Annotated in this window: 21 protein-coding genes and 2 pseudogenes; 14 read left to right on the forward strand and 9 right to left on the reverse strand. The window is 44.1% G+C overall.

Annotated features, from left to right (window positions below; translation table 11 throughout):
• Window positions 1-177 precede the first annotated feature (177 nt).
• The 6 genes from ABH09_RS08000 to ABH09_RS08025 all read left to right on the forward strand — a co-directional run bounded on the left by ABH09_RS08000 (window position 178) and on the right by ABH09_RS08025 (window position 5735).
• Window positions 178-813, forward strand: a complete 636-nt coding sequence (locus ABH09_RS08000) for a TetR/AcrR family transcriptional regulator (protein ID WP_315443192.1) — start codon at window positions 178-180, stop codon at window positions 811-813.
• Between the two features lie 262 nt (window positions 814-1075).
• On the forward strand, window positions 1076-2857 hold the full coding sequence (locus ABH09_RS08005; RefSeq protein ID WP_253714002.1) for an ABC transporter ATP-binding protein: 1782 nt from the start codon (window positions 1076-1078) through the stop codon (window positions 2855-2857).
• Between the two features lie 20 nt (window positions 2858-2877).
• A complete protein-coding gene (locus ABH09_RS08010) occupies window positions 2878-3309 on the forward strand; it encodes a GNAT family N-acetyltransferase (protein WP_253714003.1) in 432 nt (143 codons plus the stop codon).
• A 37-nt stretch (window positions 3310-3346) separates the two neighbouring features.
• Window positions 3347-3664 carry a BrnT family toxin gene (locus ABH09_RS08015; protein ID WP_162663809.1) on the forward strand — a complete coding sequence of 106 codons (318 nt, stop codon included), beginning with the start codon at window positions 3347-3349 and terminating at the stop codon, window positions 3662-3664.
• Window positions 3636-3902 (forward strand): BrnA antitoxin family protein, encoded by a 267-nt coding sequence (locus tag ABH09_RS08020; RefSeq protein WP_162663810.1) that lies wholly within the window; start codon window positions 3636-3638, stop codon window positions 3900-3902. Before ABH09_RS08015 ends, ABH09_RS08020 begins: the two co-directional genes overlap by 29 nt.
• 75 nt (window positions 3903-3977) lie before the next feature.
• Window positions 3978-5735 (forward strand): ABC transporter ATP-binding protein, encoded by a 1758-nt coding sequence (locus ABH09_RS08025; protein WP_253714004.1) that lies wholly within the window; start codon window positions 3978-3980, stop codon window positions 5733-5735.
• Window positions 5736-5786: 51 nt separating this feature from the next.
• On the opposite strand, the gene ABH09_RS08030 is transcribed toward ABH09_RS08025, so the two are convergent.
• From ABH09_RS08030 to ABH09_RS08055, 6 genes are all read right to left on the reverse strand, one after another.
• Window positions 5787-6650: an IS3 family transposase gene (locus tag ABH09_RS08030; RefSeq protein ID WP_253714005.1), complete on the reverse strand. Its 864-nt coding sequence runs from the start codon at window positions 6648-6650 to the stop codon at window positions 5787-5789.
• Window positions 6647-6937, reverse strand: coding sequence for a transposase (locus ABH09_RS08035; RefSeq protein WP_162663442.1), 291 nt, complete (start codon window positions 6935-6937; stop codon window positions 6647-6649). The genes ABH09_RS08030 and ABH09_RS08035 overlap by 4 nt, the downstream gene beginning before the upstream one ends.
• A 674-nt stretch (window positions 6938-7611) precedes the next feature.
• Entirely contained in the window at window positions 7612-7896 is a 285-nt protein-coding gene (locus tag ABH09_RS08040) for a hypothetical protein (protein WP_253714006.1), read from the reverse strand.
• Between the two features lie 54 nt (window positions 7897-7950).
• Window positions 7951-10857, reverse strand: a complete 2907-nt coding sequence (locus ABH09_RS08045) for a right-handed parallel beta-helix repeat-containing protein (RefSeq protein WP_253714007.1) — start codon at window positions 10855-10857, stop codon at window positions 7951-7953.
• Between the two features lie 162 nt (window positions 10858-11019).
• Window positions 11020-11241 carry a hypothetical protein gene (locus ABH09_RS08050; protein ID WP_253714008.1) on the reverse strand — a complete coding sequence of 74 codons (222 nt, stop codon included), beginning with the start codon at window positions 11239-11241 and terminating at the stop codon, window positions 11020-11022.
• Entirely contained in the window at window positions 11183-11614 is a 432-nt protein-coding gene (locus tag ABH09_RS08055; RefSeq protein ID WP_253714009.1) for a hypothetical protein, read from the reverse strand. The genes ABH09_RS08050 and ABH09_RS08055 overlap by 59 nt, the downstream gene beginning before the upstream one ends.
• A 376-nt stretch (window positions 11615-11990) precedes the next feature.
• Between ABH09_RS08055 and ABH09_RS08060 the strand changes: the two genes are divergently transcribed.
• The 8 genes and pseudogenes from ABH09_RS08060 to ABH09_RS08095 all read left to right on the forward strand — a co-directional run bounded on the left by ABH09_RS08060 (window position 11991) and on the right by ABH09_RS08095 (window position 17229).
• Window positions 11991-12884: an Rpn family recombination-promoting nuclease/putative transposase gene (locus ABH09_RS08060; protein ID WP_253714010.1), complete on the forward strand. Its 894-nt coding sequence runs from the start codon at window positions 11991-11993 to the stop codon at window positions 12882-12884.
• Window positions 12885-12921: 37 nt separating this feature from the next.
• The gene (locus tag ABH09_RS08065) at window positions 12922-13461 is read left to right on the forward strand and encodes a hypothetical protein (protein ID WP_253714011.1); all 540 of its coding nucleotides are present in this window, start codon (window positions 12922-12924) and stop codon (window positions 13459-13461) included.
• Window positions 13458-14828 (forward strand): leucine-rich repeat domain-containing protein, encoded by a 1371-nt coding sequence (locus ABH09_RS08070; RefSeq protein ID WP_253714012.1) that lies wholly within the window; start codon window positions 13458-13460, stop codon window positions 14826-14828. Before ABH09_RS08065 ends, ABH09_RS08070 begins: the two co-directional genes overlap by 4 nt.
• Window positions 14829-15363: 535 nt before the next feature.
• Entirely contained in the window at window positions 15364-15594 is a 231-nt protein-coding gene (locus tag ABH09_RS08075; RefSeq protein ID WP_162663440.1) for a hypothetical protein, read from the forward strand.
• A gap of 5 nt (window positions 15595-15599) precedes the next feature.
• Window positions 15600-15857 (forward strand): type II toxin-antitoxin system RelE family toxin, encoded by a 258-nt coding sequence (locus ABH09_RS08080; RefSeq protein WP_006188751.1) that lies wholly within the window; start codon window positions 15600-15602, stop codon window positions 15855-15857.
• 215 nt (window positions 15858-16072) lie between these two features.
• Window positions 16073-16300: pseudogene (locus ABH09_RS08085) on the forward strand (hypothetical protein); the annotation flags it as partial.
• 307 nt (window positions 16301-16607) lie between these two features.
• Complete coding sequence (locus ABH09_RS08090; protein WP_371922104.1) at window positions 16608-16814, forward strand: hypothetical protein; 207 nt, start codon at window positions 16608-16610, stop codon at window positions 16812-16814.
• 61 nt (window positions 16815-16875) lie between these two features.
• Window positions 16876-17229, forward strand: coding sequence for a four helix bundle protein (locus ABH09_RS08095; protein WP_253714013.1), 354 nt, complete (start codon window positions 16876-16878; stop codon window positions 17227-17229).
• Between the two features lie 21 nt (window positions 17230-17250).
• On the opposite strand, the gene ABH09_RS08100 is transcribed toward ABH09_RS08095, so the two are convergent.
• From ABH09_RS08100 to ABH09_RS08110, 3 genes and pseudogenes are all read right to left on the reverse strand, one after another.
• Window positions 17251-17568 (reverse strand): hypothetical protein, encoded by a 318-nt coding sequence (locus tag ABH09_RS08100; RefSeq protein WP_253714014.1) that lies wholly within the window; start codon window positions 17566-17568, stop codon window positions 17251-17253.
• Between the two features lie 114 nt (window positions 17569-17682).
• On the reverse strand, window positions 17683-18054 hold the full coding sequence (locus tag ABH09_RS08105) for a PD-(D/E)XK nuclease family transposase (RefSeq protein ID WP_371922105.1): 372 nt from the start codon (window positions 18052-18054) through the stop codon (window positions 17683-17685).
• 205 nt (window positions 18055-18259) lie between these two features.
• Window positions 18260-18502, reverse strand: a pseudogene (locus ABH09_RS08110) (PD-(D/E)XK nuclease family transposase); the annotation flags it as partial.
• Between the last annotated feature and the right edge of the window lie 62 nt (window positions 18503-18564).

An 18564-nucleotide genomic window follows, 5' to 3' on the forward strand; every position in this document is an offset into this window, starting at 1 on the left:
ATCCGTTTTATAACACAAGAGAGTGTGCTACTCATAACCTCAGCCAAGAACTGTATCATCTTGCATATTTCTTCTGATTGCGCTATAGTCTGAATTACAGTGTAATATTACGTTGTAATATTATAGCTAAAAAGATAGCTATCGGTATAATATCCTGTACCGGTTCAATAGATTCTGTTGGAGGGTGATTGTATACCAGGGAATTTTCAGCAAACACACGAAAATCTGCTGCAATGTGCAAAAGAGCAGTTTTTGGCGTTCGGCTTTGAACGGGCAAGCATTCGGGAAATTTGCAAGGAAGCTCATGTAACCAACGGTGCATTCTATAATCATTTTACGGATAAGGAAGCGCTCTTCGGCGCCATAGTAGAACCGGTGTTTCAAACTATTTCTCAAATGTATAACGATGCCGCAGCGGAGCAGTTCGCATTAGTAAAAAACGATGATCTTTTACAGTTGTGGAAACATGAAGAAGAAACCTTGTGCAGCATGATCGAGTATATCTATGCACATTTTGAAATATTTCAGCTTTTGCTGATGTGTTCAGCCGGTACAAAATACGCAGATTTTCAGGATATGGTGGTACGTGCCGAAATGCGGGAAACCAAAAAGTTCCTTGCCGAATTAAAGCGGCGGGGTATTCCTTTTCGGAATTTAGAAGATGATGAATGGCATATCCTTGTGCATGCGCATTACGCTTCCCTTGCCGAACTTGTGTTGCACAATTATCCAAAAGAAACCGCATTAAAATATGCTCATACGCTCGCCGCTTTTTTTGAGGCGGGATGGAAAGCGGTGTTAGGGCTCCCGTAATGGGTGGTGAGCGGGGGAAATAAAACTACGGCAGTGATTTTGATCTATCAGGAGATAGTAGGAATCTTTTAAAAACTCGGGTTAGATTTTTTATGGAGTGTAAAATAAAAGCCGTACAAGTGGCACGGCTTTTATTTACTCAAGTTTGCTCAAGCGCAAACTTGTATATCATCTGCACGTTCTCACTTTGTTGCGAACGTGCGTAAAAAGTCAATCGAAAGTTGATACTTTCTTCTTGACTTTTTATGGGAGAGGAGAATATATGGATATTTTAAAAAAGCATATCGGCGCAATCATCTTTTCGGTGGTTGTCGCAATTATCGGTGTTGCGTGCAGCATTGTGCCCTACTTTGCAGTTGCGTCTATTGTAACACAGCTGATAAACGGCGCAACGGACTACCGCATTTTCTTACCGTATGCAGGGCTTATTTTTGCAGGCTTTGCCGGAGCGATTATCGGACATTCGATATCTACCATTGGTTCGCATAATCTGGCATTCAGCATTATTGAAGATACACGGAAGCGAGTGGTTGAAAAATTGAGCAGGCTTTCGATGGGTACGATAGAAGAAAAAAGCAGCGGCAAGTGGTCGCAGTTTGTGGTAGAAACAGTAGATAAAATGGAAAAGCCGATTGCGCACGTTATTCCCGAAGTGCTTGCCAACGTTATCATTCCGATCGTTATTGTCGTTATCATTTTTATACTGAACTGGAAGATTGGACTTGCAAATCTCGTAACACTGCCGCTCGGCATGCTCTTTTCGATGCTGATGATGAAAGACTATGAAGCAAAATCGAAACGATACATCGAAGCATCAAAAAAAATGAATGCCGCTGCGGTCGAATATATTCAAGGGATAAAAGTGATCAAGGCGTTTAACAAGTCGGCATCGTCGTATGATAAATTCCAAAAAGCGGTGGAGGATAACCGGGACTCAATGCTCGACTGGTATTTGAGCGTGTGTTTTGCGATGACTGCGGCGATGGAAGTGCTGCCGTCCACGCTCCTTGTCGTACTGCCGGTCGGCTTGTATCTGTTTATGACAGGCAGCATTACCACGCCGGTGATGATCATGTGCGTGCTGCTTTCTTATGCTTCATATAAACCGCTCCTCAAAGCAATGACGTACATGGATACGATGGCGAATGTGCGTGTTGTGTTCGGTGAGATTCAATCGGTACTCGATTTACCGGAGCTGGTACGGCAAGACACTGCTCCAGCACCGCACGGCTTTGATGTGCGTTTTGAAAATGTCGTGTTCGGCTACGGCGGAGCGCTGTGCGAAACAGCCGGTACCGCTGCTCAGGATACTGCGGCAGGTAACGCGGTAAACGGTGCCGCTGCCAAAGACAGCACAAAGGTATTTGACGGATTGAACTTTATCGCCAAAGAAGGCGAGCTGACCGCGATTGTCGGTTCTTCCGGCAGCGGTAAGTCTACCATCGCAAAACTGTTGGCAGGATTTTGGAATATCGACAGCGGACACATCACCATCGGCGGCGCTGATATCGGGAGCATGAGCTTAGAGCGGAATATGCAGCTGGTTACCTACGTGTCGCAGGAAAACTTTTTGTTCAATAAGACCATTCGGGAAAATCTCAAGATGGCAAAAGAGGATGCAACCGATGCGGAAATCGAAGCCGCCTGTACAAAAGCCAGTATTCACGACTTTATCAAAAGCCTGCCCGACGGGTATGACACCAATGCGGGAAACGCAGGCAGCAAGTTTTCAGGCGGCGAGCGGCAGCGGCTCACCATTGCCCGTGCCTTACTAAAAGACAGTCCCATTGTGGTACTCGACGAGGCAACCGCCTACTCCGACCCGGAAAACGAAGCCATTATCCAGCAGTCCATCGATAACCTCGTAAAAAATAAGACCGTTATTATGATTGCGCACCGGCTTTCCACGATTGTCAATGCCGATAAAATCATCGTACTGGATAAAGGAAAAATCGCCGCTGAGGGAACGCATACCGAGCTGTTACAGCGCTCTCCACTCTATCAAAAAATGTGGCAGTCCCATATCAGCAGCAGGGATAATTAAGAATTATATTGGAGTAATACATGATACGGACTATACAGCTAACAGATGCAAAGGCTATTCGGGATATAAGCGAATTTTCGCTCGGCTATAAAACAACAGAAGCGGTAACTGAACGGCAAATTGCAAAACTCTTAAAAGACCGTCAGCATTTTATACGGGTGTACGAAGATGATGAAACGCACACTGTGGTCGGCTTTATTCATGCCGAAGCGTATGAATTACTGTTTGAAGAAGCGGGGTTCAACATTTTAGAATTGGCAGTCAGTTCCGAACACCAGCATAAAGGTATCGGCAAACAATTAGTGCAGGCCTTGGAAGCTGAAGCTGCTGCACGGCACTACCGCTTTATCCGCCTCAACTCCGGCGAGCACCGCACGGAAGCCCATGCGTTTTACGAACATTGCGGTTATTCATGCACCAAGCTGCAAAAACGTTTTATAAAGGAATGGTAAATGAGCAGTAAGAATATAGTGGTTTTGGCAGGTTCTAATGGGTGATACAATTATATCAGAAAATAATCTATTTGAATGGGATAGCCAAAAGAACAGTGATAACATAAAAAAGCACGGATTTGGTTTTGATGAGATAACAGACGTTTTTTTAGATCCCTATCTGATCACACTTTATGATGAAAAGCATTCATCTGAGGAAGATCGCTTTTACAGTGTCGGTAGCTTACATGGTTTGCTGATTATTGTAGTATATCATACTGAACGAGATGGAAGAACTCGTATCATATCTGCACGGCAAGCAGAAAAAAAATTGCAGGAGGTGTATTATGACTTCATCAAAAAAATTAACGGCTGAAAGAATAGAAGCGATTAAAAGACAGCCTATCGTGTATGATGACGATATTCCTGAATTTACAGATGAACAGTTGCGACAATTCAAACCGGCTCATCCGGAGCATTACGTTCCATCGGCTGTAGAAAAGAAACAAATACAAATCGGCATCGATAGTGATATTCTCGCGGTGCTTGAAAGTTTTGGAACAGGCTATCAAAATCAGATAAATGCGATTCTCCGAAAAGCGGTATTCGGATAAGAAGCCCCTACCGTTCTCGGTGTACGGATTATGTGTTTTAAAGTTTTAAACGCTTTATAAAGGAATGGTAAAACTATGTTTGATTTATTGAAGAAGATTTACGCGATTGCGGGGAAGCAATCAAAGCGTATAACAACGATGTTTATTTGCGATATGCTCAAAAGCATATTCGAAGGCTTTACGCTCGGCGGACTGGGGTATTTTTTACTGACGCTGAGCCGTGCAATGTTCCAATCACAGCCGGTTACACGGAGCAATATCATTACCGTGTTCTGCATTATGGTTACCAGCCTTACGGGAAAAATTATTTTCGGCTATATTTCCGACCGCAATAAAAATATCGCCTCGTATACGATGGGGGCGGAGAACAGGCTTGTCATCGGAGATAAACTGAAAAACGTACACATGGGATATTTTTCCGAAAGTAAACTCGGCGATATTTCGGGAGCGTTGACAACGGTGATTACCGATGTTGAAACCATCAATATGATGATTCTCGAAATGATGTTTGCAGGCGGTATTCAAACGGTGATCATGGCGCTGTTTGTATTCCCGTATGATATGACGACCGGCTGTATCATCTTTATTACCCTTGTCGTGGCGATTGTATTCAACAATCTGTTCCAAAAGAACACCGATGCGGTAACGACAAAACTGACGGAGCTGAAGCTGCAACTGCATACCGATGTTTTGGAGTATGTGCAGGGGATCGGTGTGGTAAAGGCATTCGGTAGGACAAGCGAAGCGATAAAAAACGTAACGGAGAGTATTAAAAAAAGTAAAACCGGTTTTTTTGCGGTAGAAAAAACACTGATGCCTTCATTGCTTGTTTTTTCGCTCCTGCTAAAACTGGGAACAACCGCAATTATTGTGAGCGCCTTATATCGGTATTCAGCTGGGACGATCGATGTGGAAAAAACGCTGATGCTGATTGTTGCGAGCTTTGTGGTATTCGGCGGGTTTGAAATAGCCGGTACGATGCAGCGGATGCGCGGTGTTGCGGTACAGAATTTGGATACGCTGTTTACGGTTAAAAATATTCAAGCCTTACCGGAAGGTTCGCTCCTGCCGCAGGGAAATGACGATATCACCGTCAAAAATGTTACCTTTGGCTACGGCGGAAAGGAGCAGTCAGAAGAAAAACTTTTCCGCAATGTGGATATGAGTATTCCGAAAAATAGTACAACTGCGCTGGTCGGTTATTCCGGTTCGGGAAAGACCAGTTTGTGCCAGCTGATTGCTCGCTTTTGGGATGTCGATTCAGGAGAAATAAAACTCGGCGATACCAATATAAAAGGCTTTGTGTACGATGCGTTTTTATCGAACTTTACATTTGTATTCCAAGATGTGTACTTGTTTGAAGACACAATAAAGAACAACATTAAATTCGGAAAACCGGATGCAAGTGACGCAGAAGTTATTGCAGCGGCAAAAGCAGCGCAATGTCACGACTTTATTATGGAACTGCCGAACGCTTACGATACCGTGCTGCAGGAAGGCGGCAGCAATCTTTCAGGCGGGGAGCGCCAGCGTATTTCTATCGCACGCGCAATGCTCAAGCCGAGTTCCATTGTCATCCTCGACGAAGCAACTTCCAGTGTCGATCCCGAAAACGAAGAAAAGCTGATGAGCGCCCTCGATGAATTGCTGAAAAACAAAACAGCAATCATCATCGCACACCGGCTTTCAACTATCAAAAATGCCGATCAAATATTCGTCATGGATAAGGGCAGTATCGTCCAGCACGGCACCCATTCCGAACTGGTGCAGCAAGACGGTATCTATGCACGCTTTGTCGGTATGCGAGAAACCGCGGCCGCGTGGAGGGTGTAAAATAATCGGTAATGTGTAATTCATGAAACTTGTCAAGTATTAGTAGACACATTAAATTGATAATTGTTGGTAAGCTTCATTCGGTATTCGATAATTAATACTTGAATGAAGTCTTTCACTGTTATAATACAACTCTATATATTCGACTATCGTTGCTTTCGCCTGTTCAAATTTCATATGGCGAATACTCGGCATCTCTCGTTTCATGGTCTTCCAGAAACTTTCAATTGGCTGATTGTCTTGCGGAACTCCGGGTCTTGACATACTTTTGATAAAGCCTGCTTTCTCAATCAGCTCCGTTGTCTTTTTTGAGCAAAACTGGCTACCGCCATCAGTGTGCATATAGCGTTCAGCTGGTACATTCACATGGCGGCCGCAAGCCATTTTCAGAGCTTGATGTACAATAACTTCTCTCATATGTAATTGGATTGACCAACCAACAATCACCCTGCTTGCAACATCTATTATCCCACAAACATACACCTTGCCTCCTGTTATCTTAAATTCACTGATATCCGAACTCCAAAGCTTATTTACTTCCTTCACAGCAAATTTGTCCTTAATCACATTTTGTTTAATTATTTTTTCCTGTTGCACCATTTTGCTCCTTTTCCCTCGCCCTTTCTTTCTGCCTCCTTTCGCTATTAACCCGTTCTCTTTCATAATTCGAGCAATTTTCCATTCACTCACTTTGATATGCTCTCGCTCAAGCGCTTTTTTGATCCGTATCCGCCCATAATTTCCCTTATGTTTGGCAAATGTAGAAATGATACGCTGCTCAAGCTGTTTTTCTTCTTCTTTCTGCTCCTTTGCTTGCCTATAGTAGCTGCTACGCGATACGCCAAGTATCCGGCATACAGTGCTTATTTTTCTTTGAGAAAAATATTTTTTTGCTATTTTGACGCATTCGCTCACTTTTCCGCAAAGTATGCCGCTGCTTTTTTTAGTACTTCATTCTCCAGTTTTAAGTACTCGTTTTCCTTTTGCAGTTTCTTCAGTTGCGCATCTGCACTTCTTACTCGTCCTGAACCGACAAAAGCTTCCTGTCCATAGCTTTCATATTGGTTTAACCATTTGTATAAAAGCTGTACTCGTACACTCAATTTCTCTGCCACAATGCGCACGGGTATGTTTTTTTCAACAACCAGCTTACATGCCTGCTCTTTTAAATCTTTCGTATAATTCTTGTAAACACGTCCCATATATTCTCCATTTTACCTGTCTACTTTTATTATACAAGTTTCATCCATTATCCATTATCCATTACCCATTACCCATTACCCATTATCATTTTACGGTATCTTTGGTTGCTCCGCTCATTTGCGCAGCCTGCTCCAATTCCCGATATGCTTTATGTGTCATAGTCATTGTAGGCATAATAAGCCTCCTCGTCTTTTATTATAACATAGCCCCCTTGAAATCTTAATTAAAAATTATCCCTCCCCCCTTCCTGCCGTAGGAATCCGCCACGGATGACGGAAAAGTGTTAAGTAATCGATGGGGATGTCTCAAAAGTTGGTTACTTTCTCGACATCCCCGACGAGTTTAAAATTAAGTCTTTGTGCAGCAATGACTTAATTTTAAACATCGCAGTTAAATCTAAGGAAGCTGTCCAAAAACTAAAGTTTTCCGACACCCCCTCAAGTTGACAACGGAACAGGATGTGCCGTTGTCAACCATTTTTCCCCTTAAAACCCGGAAAACGTCTCCGCCGGTCGCCTTAATTTCCCCGTCTATGATGATAATTCCACCTAAAAAAGTAAGGCGGCTTCCGGTGTTTATACCGACTGCCTCCTCACCTAAAACTTTGTGCGTGTTTCTCTGCGCCGCCTGCGTTTTACAGGATTCGCAGCACGCATAAAGTTCCCCCCATCCTTTACTGCTGCTTCAAAAAGCCGTCGCGGTCTATTCCCCACTGCTCGGTGCCGTTCGGCGTTACCTTAAACTTGGTGTAGTTTGAGCCGGTTTCTATATCGCCGTCAAGCACTTGTTGTGTCGTCTCATACCGGTCCGGCGTGATGCGCGCCGCCGTGCCGCCTACGGGAGTCAACTCGCCGACAATGGTTATCTTGCCATGGGGGCTTGGCAAATACACGTCGTTTTTGCCGGGCTCGTTTGCGTCTCCTCCGGTTGACGGGGTAACGGTTGCGGAGCCTTTCATAGTGAACACTCCGCTGCTCATTACCTCCGCTCAGCCACCAAGGAGTATTCCCCCTTAGTATGCCGTATAATTTTCAGGATTGTTAAATTCTCCATCCGGCTCCTTATGCACAGCTTTATCACTGCCTCCATTATTGCTAATGGAACCCTTTATCCAGTTAAAAGTTCCCTCATCGTCAATGTATACAGCAAAACCTGTACCAGTACCATTAACGAAGTTACGGGTTATGCTGCTGCTTTCGCCGTCCATCGTAAAGGTTCCATTTGAGCCTATATATACGCCGCCGCCACCGTCGCCAGTTGCCGCGTTGTCTTTAATAATACAGTTTATCATCTTGACTGTGCTGCCGTGAGTCGATGCACCTATGTGAATTGCACCGCCCTTGCCGTTAATACCACCTGTGAGCGTCAGGTTTTGGAGAGTGACCGTTTTACCCCCGTTCACGAAAAAGATATAGTGTGGGAATTTGCCATTTTCGTTTTTGTTTGCATTAAGAATGGCAGTATCCTTGTTTTTGCCCTTTATCGTGATGCTTTTGTTGATGGTTATTCCGCCATAGTTGTCAGGAGCGTCTGTGGCTTTGATTTCGCCGTTTATAACGATAATATCGCCGTCATGAGCGCTGGTAATGGCCGTTTTAAGATCCTTCCATGGGGTCGCCGATGAGCTGCTTACGACGTCTTTGGCTTTTTTCAAACATCCGTCGCTTTTTATTACCCATTCGGCCGTGCTGCTTTCCGGCGTTACCTCAAACTTATAGTATTCAGATCCGACTTCGCTGCCGTTAAGCACTTGCCGTTCTTCAGTGTAGCTTTCCGGCGTAATGCGCGCTGCGGGATTGTTTGACAAAGTTCCGTCAACGGTTATCGCCTGTCCGCTCTTCAAATACACGTCGTTTTTACCCTTACTATTCGCCTCTGATCCGGTAGCGGGCGTAACGACTGCGGAGCCTTTCATAATGAGCGTACCTTCATTGTACACTCCGCCGCCGCGCTGCGCTGTGTTGCCCGTAATTGTGCAGCCGGTGGAGCCGTTATTTTGCAGTGTTACCTTGCAGTCTTCACCGACATAAATGCCGCCGCCGTTGCCATCGGAGCCGGTTCCGGTTGCTTTGTTTGCCTTATCCGTATCCGTGCCGCCGATTGTGCCGCCTGAGATTGTTACGGTGGGTGGGGTGCTTTCAATCTTTTTCGTATAGATACCGCCGCCGTTCTTTGCGGTGTTCCCCGTAAAGGTGCAGTTTGTGATGTTGGTAGTTGTGCCCTCAACATTTAAGCCGCCGCCGTTTGTATCTGCCTTGTTGCCCGTAATGGTACAGCCTGTCATGGTGAGCCTTCCCATAAAGGTATATACGCCGCCGCCGCCTGAGTCATCGTCGCCTGTTGTCTTGTTGTTTTTAATAGTACAGTTGGTCATTTTAACAGTTGATCGGTTTGCGCGCACACCGCCGGCTCTCCATGCCTCGTTGCCGATAATCCGTACACTGTCAAGCGTTAAGGTACAGTCATTATCTACAAAGATACCGCCGCCAAAGTGCCATTTGCCGGTTACCTTGTTTTTCTCGTCCGTACCTGTGCCGCCGATAGTACCGCCGCTGATTGTTACGGTGGAAGCAGTGCTGCCTTCTTTTTGTGCATAAATTGCACCGCCGTCACTAACAGCCTCGTTACCCTTGAGGGTGCAGTTCGTTATGTTGACGGTTGCACCGTTCACAAAGATTGCGCCGCCCTTATTCGCCGAGCAGCTGATGATAGCGCTCGAGTTGTGCATTTTAAAGGTTCCGCCCTGTTGTACATAAACACCGCCGCCTTCTTTATTCGCCGAGCAGCCGGTGATCTTGCTTGTGTCGTGCATTTCAAAGGTTCCGCCGCTTACGTAAACGCCGCCGCCGGAATTATCCGCCGAGCAGTTTTCGATAATGCTTGAGCCTTTCATAATGAGTGTACCACCCGAATTTACGTATACGCCGGCGCCGCCTGAGTGGTTGGAGAGCCATTTACCGTTTTTAAGCGTTATGTTTTGAAGGGTGAGTGTGTTATGCGCATCAAGGATACCCGACTTGCTGTCTGCATTCAAAGCAGCGGAAGAGTTGTTGCCTTTTATGGTAAGTCTTTTGTAGGTATTAATTACGCCATTATCTCCCTCGGCATTTGTTGCCTTTATTTCGCCGTCTATGGTAAGGGTAGCGTTATCGGGTGCGCTTTTAACTGCACGCGCAAGGTCACGCCATTTTGCCGTCGGATTCTTTAAGGTCGACTGGTAAAACTTCACCGTTACGGTTGTATCTGCGGTTACGTTGGAAAGACTGTAGGTTGTACTTGTCCCGTTTACTACGACATCGTCCTTTTTCCATTCTGCAACTTTCCAGTCTATATTGGTGGGATCCGCGGTAAAGCCTACACTTCCGCCGTATTCAACTGATGTGCTGCCACTTTCTACAAAGCTACCTGAATCGGCTTTAATCTTTCCTCCCGCTACTTCGTCTACGATTTCTACGCGGTAGGTTACCGTGTGGGCCTTCACAACCTTATAATAAATCGTTTTTACCGGCGTTGCAGCAAAGCCTGTGCCGTCCGTGTAATACTCCAGCTTGTACTGCTTTTCATTGCCGCCGTTTAACGGAAGCGGTACGGTAACGGGATTGCCGTCGTATGGAATAGATGTGCCGGTATCAGTACGCGTACAGTGTACCGTCGTATTTGCCGTTGCGGAAGCTATACGTATTTCTGCTTTATCACCATCGGTACCGATAATGATCGGATCAGTGTCGCTGCTTCCGCTTCCGCTTCCAGGAATCTTTTCTCCCTTCGTGATGCGGACAATTTCCGTTTCCGGTTTATTCGGCTTTGTACTTGCGTTCACTATGTCAGAAGCTAAGCCTTTTTTGTCTATAAGTTTAATCGTATAGTCTTCTTTTGCGGCGCCGAGTTCAACCTTAACATTGGTTTGATAGTACAGCACCCAGCTGCTATCGGTGGGAATAGCATCGTTAGGCTGGTTGCTCAGCTTTTCTACATCGGAATGTGTAATAAAGACCGGATCTTCCGGCTTGGTAAACGCGGTTTGCGCTTCATTAACCGAAACGTATAGGGTGTTCCGTTAATCTCAATACGGTCAAGGTCTTTATGCAAAGCCCTCCCCTGCTGTCTTATCCATATCCGGTACCGTGATGCACAGCACGTAATAAGCGGGCGTCCCCGTCGTTTTTGCAACGGCATAGCCCGGCTTCGGAGGCGGGGTATTCGCTTTAAGGGGAATGGTAAAGGTTTGTTTAAACTCTCTGCCGTCATCGGCATACAGGGTGATGGTAGACGAGATATTTTTCTCCCCATTCGGCCTTTTCAAAAGATTTGTTATATACAAGCTGCAAGGTATCCGCCGAAGGCTGTATCAGTTCATAATCGGTACCGGCTGCGGGTTCTGTCCCGGTAAAATGAGCGAACTCGACAATCTTTCTTGTTTCGGACGAGGACGGCATAACAAACCGAAAGGACTTGGGGTTCTGTATTTTCAGCGTAACGGTAACCTTATCCGCAGAAGCGACACTTGCCATACCGTTTGCATCATTGTATGTTTTCTTGTCTATGGTCGAGCTTCGTATAAAGGCCTCGGAAGACCAATAGCCGAGGTAATCGTCTATGTCTGTGGTAAACTGCTTACACGTTGCAAACAAAAGAGTAAACAATATTCCGGTTAAAACGATAAAAGCTTTACGCATAGAATGGCTCCCTATTATTATAGATAGAAATGGATACAAAAGAAATTAAGGTATAATAGCAAAAATCTTCTATAAAAAAATGTTTTTAACTCAAAAAGAACCTTAGTTGCTTAAAAAGAACCATGGTTACTCTATCGGGTATGACTTTGTTCGTGCGGAGAGCTTAATACCCTCCGCTTTAGCGGATATAATAAATTATTACCAATTACACATTACCAATTACGAATTGATTACACATTACAAATTATGAAGCGTCTCCCTTTCTTCCCTAAAAAACATCGCAAAGGCGCAAAGAATTTTATACAGAAAGAATAGAACAATCCATTTTTAAATCCTATAATCTATGCTATAATGCAGTCAGTAAGAGGTATCCGCTATGACTACGGCAAATAGAAAATATAAAGATTCGGTATTTGTTGACCTATTCAGTGAAGATGAAAAGGCAAAAGAGAACTTTTTATCACTGTATAATGCCCTGCATGGTACAAACCTTCAACTTTCCTGTCCTGTAGAAAACATACGGCTTGATAACATTATGTATATGAACATCATCAACGATGTTTCTTGCCTTGTAGACAATAAGATTATCGTTCTTGCTGAACATCAATCTACCATAAACGAGAATATGCCATTACGCTTTTTGCAATATATAGCAAGATTGTATGAAAAGTTACAAGCACCGGCAGACAGGTATTTAAGAAAGCTATCAAAAATACCTACGCCGGAGTTCTACGTCTTTTACAATGGGCGGGAAGATTACCCTGAAATGATAACACTAAAACTATCAGATGCCTTTATTACCAAACCTGAGCAGATGCCGTTAGACCTTGAGGTAAAGGTATATAACATAAACAAAAGCAAGGGAGCAGAAGTATTGAGCCGTTGCAAAACCTTAGATGAATACAGTTTGTTTATTGAAGAGGTGCGCATCCAAACGCAACTCGACCCTGAAAACGGCTTTACCAATGCGGTAAAAATATGTATAGAAAAAGGAATCTTAAAAGAATACTTACAGCGAAAGTCACGGGAGGTGATCAATATGTTAATAGCTGAATATGATTATGACACGGATATCGCAGTACAGAGAGAAGAAGCAGGCAAAATAGCCTTTGCCAAAGGGATATCTCAAGGACTATCTCAAGGACTATCTCAAGGTTCTCGCCAAAAAGCGCTTGAAACAGCACGGTTGATGAAACAAGCGAATTGTGAAATCCCATTTATCGAAAAGATGACCGGTCTGAGCAAAGCGGAAGTAGAAGCGATTAAATAATTGGGAATTATGAATTACTTATCGGGAGCATTGAAGTATGAAGAAAAATTGTGTAAAGGCAGCGCTCTGTGCGCTGGTATTTTTGGGAGCTTCCGTTCTTTTTGCTCAAGAGGTTGAGGACGAACCTAAGAGAGAAAAAGACCGTCTTCATTGGTCTTTGGGTCTTTCGGCGGAAGGGAATATGAATGTACCGAAAGGCTCTGCCTTGGGCGCAGGGCTTTACGGGCTCATTGTATTGCCTGATTGGGTAAAGGCCGGCAGGTTTTCAGCCGGTGTAAAGCTCTTGTATTCGACGGGATTTAAAAGATACAGTCTTCTTGATACGGCTGTTTTGTTCCGCTGGAATTTTTATGATTTTGCAAAGTTTAAAACCTGCGATTCAGGCTTTTTTGTTCAGGTGGAAGGAGGCGTTTCCTTAGGCTGGAACGGAAAGAGCGCAAAACCCTTTGTATTCGGCTTGGGAGAAGGAACATTCGGTTACCGCTTTGCAGTAAAAAACTTTTTTATCGAACCGTATATAAGAGGCGGCTATCCGGTAATCTGGGCTGCCGGAGTAAGCGGAGGATTTAGAATATGAAAAAGATTGTTTTAGTTTTGGCGGTACTTTTAGTATTGGTTTCCGCTTGTAAAAACCCGTTTTTAAAGAAGATGCTGGTTGAAGAGGAAAAGGGTGAAAGTTCTGCGGTTCCCAAACACACGGTAACTTTCAGCGTAGAAGGCGGGCACGGCACGCTTAAAGTAAAGGCGGACGGCATAGCGGAAACGGATGTAAGCCCCATAACCGTCGAACAGGGTAAAAAGGTAACTTTTACGGCGGAACCTGCCGCGCCTTATGTGGTAAAAGAGTGGAAAGTAGATGGTACCGTTGTTACAGACAATACGGAAAATTCATATATCCATACCGTTACAAAAGCGGTTGACGTTAAAGTGAGCTTTGATGCCCCCTTTGTCGAAGGCGGCGCATCGCTCATCTTAAGCCCCGACAAGCTCGATATCAAAGTTAAGGTAACAACCGCCGACAGTGCCCCCATTACGGTGGAAGGCTGTGAAGAAACGGAGCTTACAAGCGGCGCCGAAACCGTGCTGAGCGCAAAAGGCAGAAAGGTTATCCTCAAAGGCAACATCATCGAGCTGGAGTGCAGAGGCAATCAGCTTACCGCTCTTAACGTGCAGGGCTTAACCGCTTTGCAAAGACTGTGGTGCGGAAGCAATCAGATTACCGCACTTAATGCGCAGGGCTGTACCGCCTTGCAAACGCTGGCCTGCGGCAGCAATCAGCTTACCGAACTTAATGTGCAGGGCCTAATTGCTTTGCAAGGGCTGTACTGCGACGAAAATCAGCTCACCGCACTTAACGTGCAGGGCTTAACCACTTTACAAGGGCTGTGGTGCGGAAGCAATCAGATTACCGCACTTAATGCGCAGGGCTGTACCGCCTTGCAAACGCTGGACTGCTACAACAATCAGCTCACCGAACTTAACGTGCAGGGCTTAACCGCTTTGCAAAGCCTGCGGTGCTGCAGCAATCAGCTCACCGCGCTTAACGTGCAGGGCTTAACCACTTTACAAGGGCTGTGGTGCGGACGCAATCAGCTTACCGCACTTAACGCGCAGGGCTTAAGCAATTTGCAAAGGCTGTGGTGCGACAGCAATAAGCTTACCGCTCTTGATGTGCAGGGCTGTACCGCTTTGAAAGAGCTACGCTGCGAAAACAATCAACTCACCGCACAAGCCTTTACCAAACTCTTTGACGATTTGCCGGTGCGGCAGGATAGTGATAAGGGGGAGTGTATTCTTTACACCGAAGAATCCGGCGTTACCGAGGGCAATCACACAGATTTTAGCACTCCGCCGGATTTAGCCGCAGCCTTTAATAATGCTAAAAATAACAAGAAGTGGAAGATGTATAAATGGAATGGAAGCTGGCCCGGGGTTGAGATTTAATGGATAATTGGTAATGGATAATTGGTAATGGATAATTGGTAATGGATAATGGGTAATGGGTAATTATGGAAACTTGTATAATAAAAGTAGACAGGTAAAATGGAGAATATATGGGACGTGTTTACAAGAATTATACGAAAGATTTAAAAGAGCAGGCATGTAAGCTGGTTGTTGAAAAAAACATACCCGTGCGCATTGTGGACTTTGCATATACTTCCTAAGTACAGTTTTCAACACGAGTTTTGGCAGGCTTACGCCTGCCAAAACATCGATTTCTTAACACTTTTCTGTCATCCGAGGCGGTTCTCTACGGCAGGAAGGGGGGAGGGATAATTTTTAATTAAGATTTCAAGGGAACTATGGGGAACCTCTAAAAACCTCAGTTTTTAGAGGTTTTCCTTAGATTTAATTTGCGACGTTTAAACTTAAGTCATTATTGTATAAAGGCTTAAGTTTAAACTCGTCGGTCATCTCTAAAAGCTAACCGAGTTTTTAGAGATGACCTATGGTATAATAAAAGACGAGGAGACTTACTATGCCTACAATGACTATGACACATAAAGCATATCGGGAATTGGAGCAGGCTGCGCAAATGAGCGGAGCAACCAAAGATACGGTTTTGGAAAATGCCCTAAGCCGCTACCTTGCCGAATTGCAAGAAGATGCTGAAGATGCTGCACTCGCCGAAAAGGCGTGGTTTGACTTTGAAAAAAGCGGGGAACCTGCAATCCCTGCTGAAGTTCTGTACAAAGAGCTTGGACTATAATTAAAATGAAAATTGAATACGCTCCGAAAGCAGGTAAACAGTTTTCAAGTCTTGATAAGCCAATACAAAACCGCATTAAAAGGTATATGAGCGAAATTGCCGCGCTCGGTAATCCGCGCTCCCGCGGAAAAGCGCTTAGTTCAAACCTTGCTGGTCTATGGCGCTACCGCGTGGGCGATTACCGCATTTTGTGCCGTATCCATGATGATAAATTGGTTATCACCGTCATCGAAATCGATCACCGCTCAACAGTGTATCGATGACCGGTCTCAGTAAAGAAGAAGTGGAAGCGATTAATTAATTGGTAATGGATAATTGGTAATTTAAGAAAATTACACATTACAAATTATGAAGCGTCTTCCTTTCTTCCCTAAAAAACATCGCAAAGGCGCAAAGAATTTTATACAGAAAGAATAGAACAATCCATTTTTAAATCCTATAATCTATGCTATAATGCAGTCAGTAAGAGGTATCCGCTATGACTACGGCAAATAGAAAATATAAGGACTCGGTATTTGTTGACCTATTCAGTGAAGATGAAAAGGCTAAAGAGAACTTTTTATCACTGTATAATGCCCTGCATGGTACAAACCTTCAACTTTCCTGTCCTGTAGAAAACATACGGCTTGATAACATTATGTATATGAACATCATCAACGATGTTTCTTGCCTTGTAGACAATAAGATTATCGTTCTTGCTGAACACCCTCGTTCAAGAATGTACATCCGTGTACATTCTTGAGCTGCAAGTTTGCAGGGCAAACTTGTTCCTGCGTGGAACCAGCGGCATCCATGCCGCTTCTGATACGGAAAAAACTCTACCAATAAAGGGCAAAAACTGATAACCAGACGACAATTTATACGCGCCAGCACTTTTGAAAATAGATGATGCAGATACAAGGAGTTAGGCGAAAATAAAGCGGAGGCGTATCTTTAATACGTTGAGCATTTATTTTCGGCGTACGACGCAGTAGATGCGCCATATATTTTCAAAAGAGAGGAGGTAATAAATATTGCTAATAGCTGAATATGATTATGACACGGATATCGCAGTACAGAGAGAAGAAAGTCTAAGAATTGGGATACAGCAAGGCTTTGCCGACGGTTCGTACAAAAAAGCGCTTGAAACAGCACGGTTGATGAAACAAGCGAATTGTGAAATCCCCTTTATCGAAAAGATGACCGGTCTGAGCAAAGCGGAAGTAGAAGCGATTAAATAATTGGTAATTACAAATTACACATTACCAATTAAAAATTGATTACACATTACAAATTGATAAAATGAAAACTGATAATGTGATTGTTGATAAATCAAAGGCGTTTGCGTTGAAGGTCATCGCCTTGCACAAAAAGCTCTGTGATACGAACCGTGAGTTTGTTATGCCAAAACAGCTTTTAAAAAGCGGAACGAGCATCGGGGCAAACATTAAAGAAGCCCAGCAAGGACAAAGCAAAGCAGACTTTTATGCAAAGCTCTATATCTCGCTCAAAGAGGCAAGCGAAACGGAATATTGGCTGGAGCTTTTACACGAAAGCGGATATATCGGTGAAGAAGAGTTTTCTGCAATCTACCAAGACTGCCAAGAAATTATCAAGCTCCTCGTCGCTATAACGAAACACAGGGGGAATGGATAATTGGTAATTATGAATTGCACATTACCCATTACAAATTGATTCGACCTCGTCTGTGGTTAGGCCGGAAATTTTACAAATATCCACAAGCGGATAGCCCATAGTAAGCATTGTTTTTGCCGTTTCAAGCTTTGCTTGGTGTGAACCTTCTGAACGACCTTTAACTTCACCTTCTGCAAAGCCGACTTCAAGACCTGACTTGAATTGAACCTCTGAGATAGTTGCTATGTCGCTTTTCAGCTTCATCCGCGATTCATAAAGCTTCCGTTCTTCGGGGGTCAAACTGAGAACGTCTACTTTCTCGTTCAGCATTTGCAATACGGGTGATGTGGCTGCTAACATAGTTCTTACCTCCTTATCATCTTTTGAAAATATACGGCGCATCTGCGTTGTCGCTACGCCGAAATAAATGCTCGACGTATACCCAATACGTCTCCGCTTTATTTCGGCTGGCTTCTAGCACCTGCATCGTCTATTTTCAAAAGGGTGAATTCCAGTAAACCGTAACCAGTTTATCAGTTTTTGCCGTTTTTCGATAGGGTCTTTCTGTATCTCGAACTTTCGTGCTGCCGATAGGCTGAGAAAATGTATCTCCATTAAATCGGTGAGCGGCTTATATGTTTTTTGTTCCAATAAACTGTAGGCAGAATGCATCTCACTACTTTGGTTAAATCCTTGTGAAATGAGGTTAATAGTAATGCTCTTATCCAGACTGGTATACGGTTCACCCTCTTTAAAACCATCGATATACATTTTAGACCAATAGAAAAAGTTAGGGGGTATTTTCTTTTTTTCCGATAAAAAGAAAATACCCCCTATAACCCCCAAAAGAAAAACTACGGCTTAGGGTTCTACCCTAAGAACCCGCCTTTGTTCCAAAGCTTATTCTAAAATAAAAGCTGAGCAGGTATGCTTTTTACGCAACTCCGTTTCAGAAGCGGCACGGATGCCGCTGGTTTCAAGCAGCAGCGACGTTTTGCCGAATGGCAAAACTCGTGTTTACCGATAGACATGGACGTCTATCGGTAAACGAAATTTCAATGTCTATGGTCGTGCTGTCTTTTAATCGAAGCTTAACATCGAGAATACCGGTCTTATCGGTTATCTCATCTTTGGTAAGTTCCTTGTCCAGCAATTCAAGGTCTGCAATCATACCACTGGGCATATCCAGTACGCATTCAAGAAAGTCTTGCAAGCAGACTTTATTTTCTTCCGAGCCGAGCAAGAGTTTAAACAGATAGTCATTTGTGAGCGTAAGCGTCTGTGTGTCATTCATTTTAGCCTCCGTGAATATATACCTTCCTTATATATCACCGAAGGCAAAATGGCTTTAAAAAT

Source organism: Treponema sp. OMZ 803, from assembly GCF_024181165.1.
Lineage (GTDB): Bacteria > Spirochaetota > Spirochaetia > Treponematales > Treponemataceae > Treponema.

What these genes read in the sequence shown, in the direction of transcription:
- ABH09_RS08005 (WP_253714002.1), top strand. Translation starts at nt 1,076, where the DNA reads ATGGATATTTTAAAAAAGCATATCGGCGCAATCATCTTTTCGGTGGTT.
- ABH09_RS08010 (WP_253714003.1), top strand. Translation starts at nt 2,878, where the DNA reads ATGATACGGACTATACAGCTAACAGATGCAAAGGCTATTCGGGATATA.
- ABH09_RS08015 (WP_162663809.1), top strand. Translation starts at nt 3,347, where the DNA reads ATGGGTGATACAATTATATCAGAAAATAATCTATTTGAATGGGATAGC.
- ABH09_RS08020 (WP_162663810.1), top strand. Translation starts at nt 3,636, where the DNA reads ATGACTTCATCAAAAAAATTAACGGCTGAAAGAATAGAAGCGATTAAA.
- ABH09_RS08025 (WP_253714004.1), top strand. Translation starts at nt 3,978, where the DNA reads ATGTTTGATTTATTGAAGAAGATTTACGCGATTGCGGGGAAGCAATCA.
- ABH09_RS08035 (WP_162663442.1), bottom strand. Translation starts at nt 6,937, where the DNA reads ATGGGACGTGTTTACAAGAATTATACGAAAGATTTAAAAGAGCAGGCA.
- ABH09_RS08040 (WP_253714006.1), bottom strand. Translation starts at nt 7,896, where the DNA reads ATGAAAGGCTCCGCAACCGTTACCCCGTCAACCGGAGGAGACGCAAAC.
- ABH09_RS08055 (WP_253714009.1), bottom strand. Translation starts at nt 11,614, where the DNA reads ATGCGTAAAGCTTTTATCGTTTTAACCGGAATATTGTTTACTCTTTTG.
- ABH09_RS08060 (WP_253714010.1), top strand. Translation starts at nt 11,991, where the DNA reads ATGACTACGGCAAATAGAAAATATAAAGATTCGGTATTTGTTGACCTA.
- ABH09_RS08065 (WP_253714011.1), top strand. Translation starts at nt 12,922, where the DNA reads ATGAAGAAAAATTGTGTAAAGGCAGCGCTCTGTGCGCTGGTATTTTTG.
- ABH09_RS08070 (WP_253714012.1), top strand. Translation starts at nt 13,458, where the DNA reads ATGAAAAAGATTGTTTTAGTTTTGGCGGTACTTTTAGTATTGGTTTCC.
- ABH09_RS08075 (WP_162663440.1), top strand. Translation starts at nt 15,364, where the DNA reads ATGCCTACAATGACTATGACACATAAAGCATATCGGGAATTGGAGCAG.
- ABH09_RS08080 (WP_006188751.1), top strand. Translation starts at nt 15,600, where the DNA reads ATGAAAATTGAATACGCTCCGAAAGCAGGTAAACAGTTTTCAAGTCTT.
- ABH09_RS08095 (WP_253714013.1), top strand. Translation starts at nt 16,876, where the DNA reads ATGAAAACTGATAATGTGATTGTTGATAAATCAAAGGCGTTTGCGTTG.
- ABH09_RS08100 (WP_253714014.1), bottom strand. Translation starts at nt 17,568, where the DNA reads ATGTTAGCAGCCACATCACCCGTATTGCAAATGCTGAACGAGAAAGTA.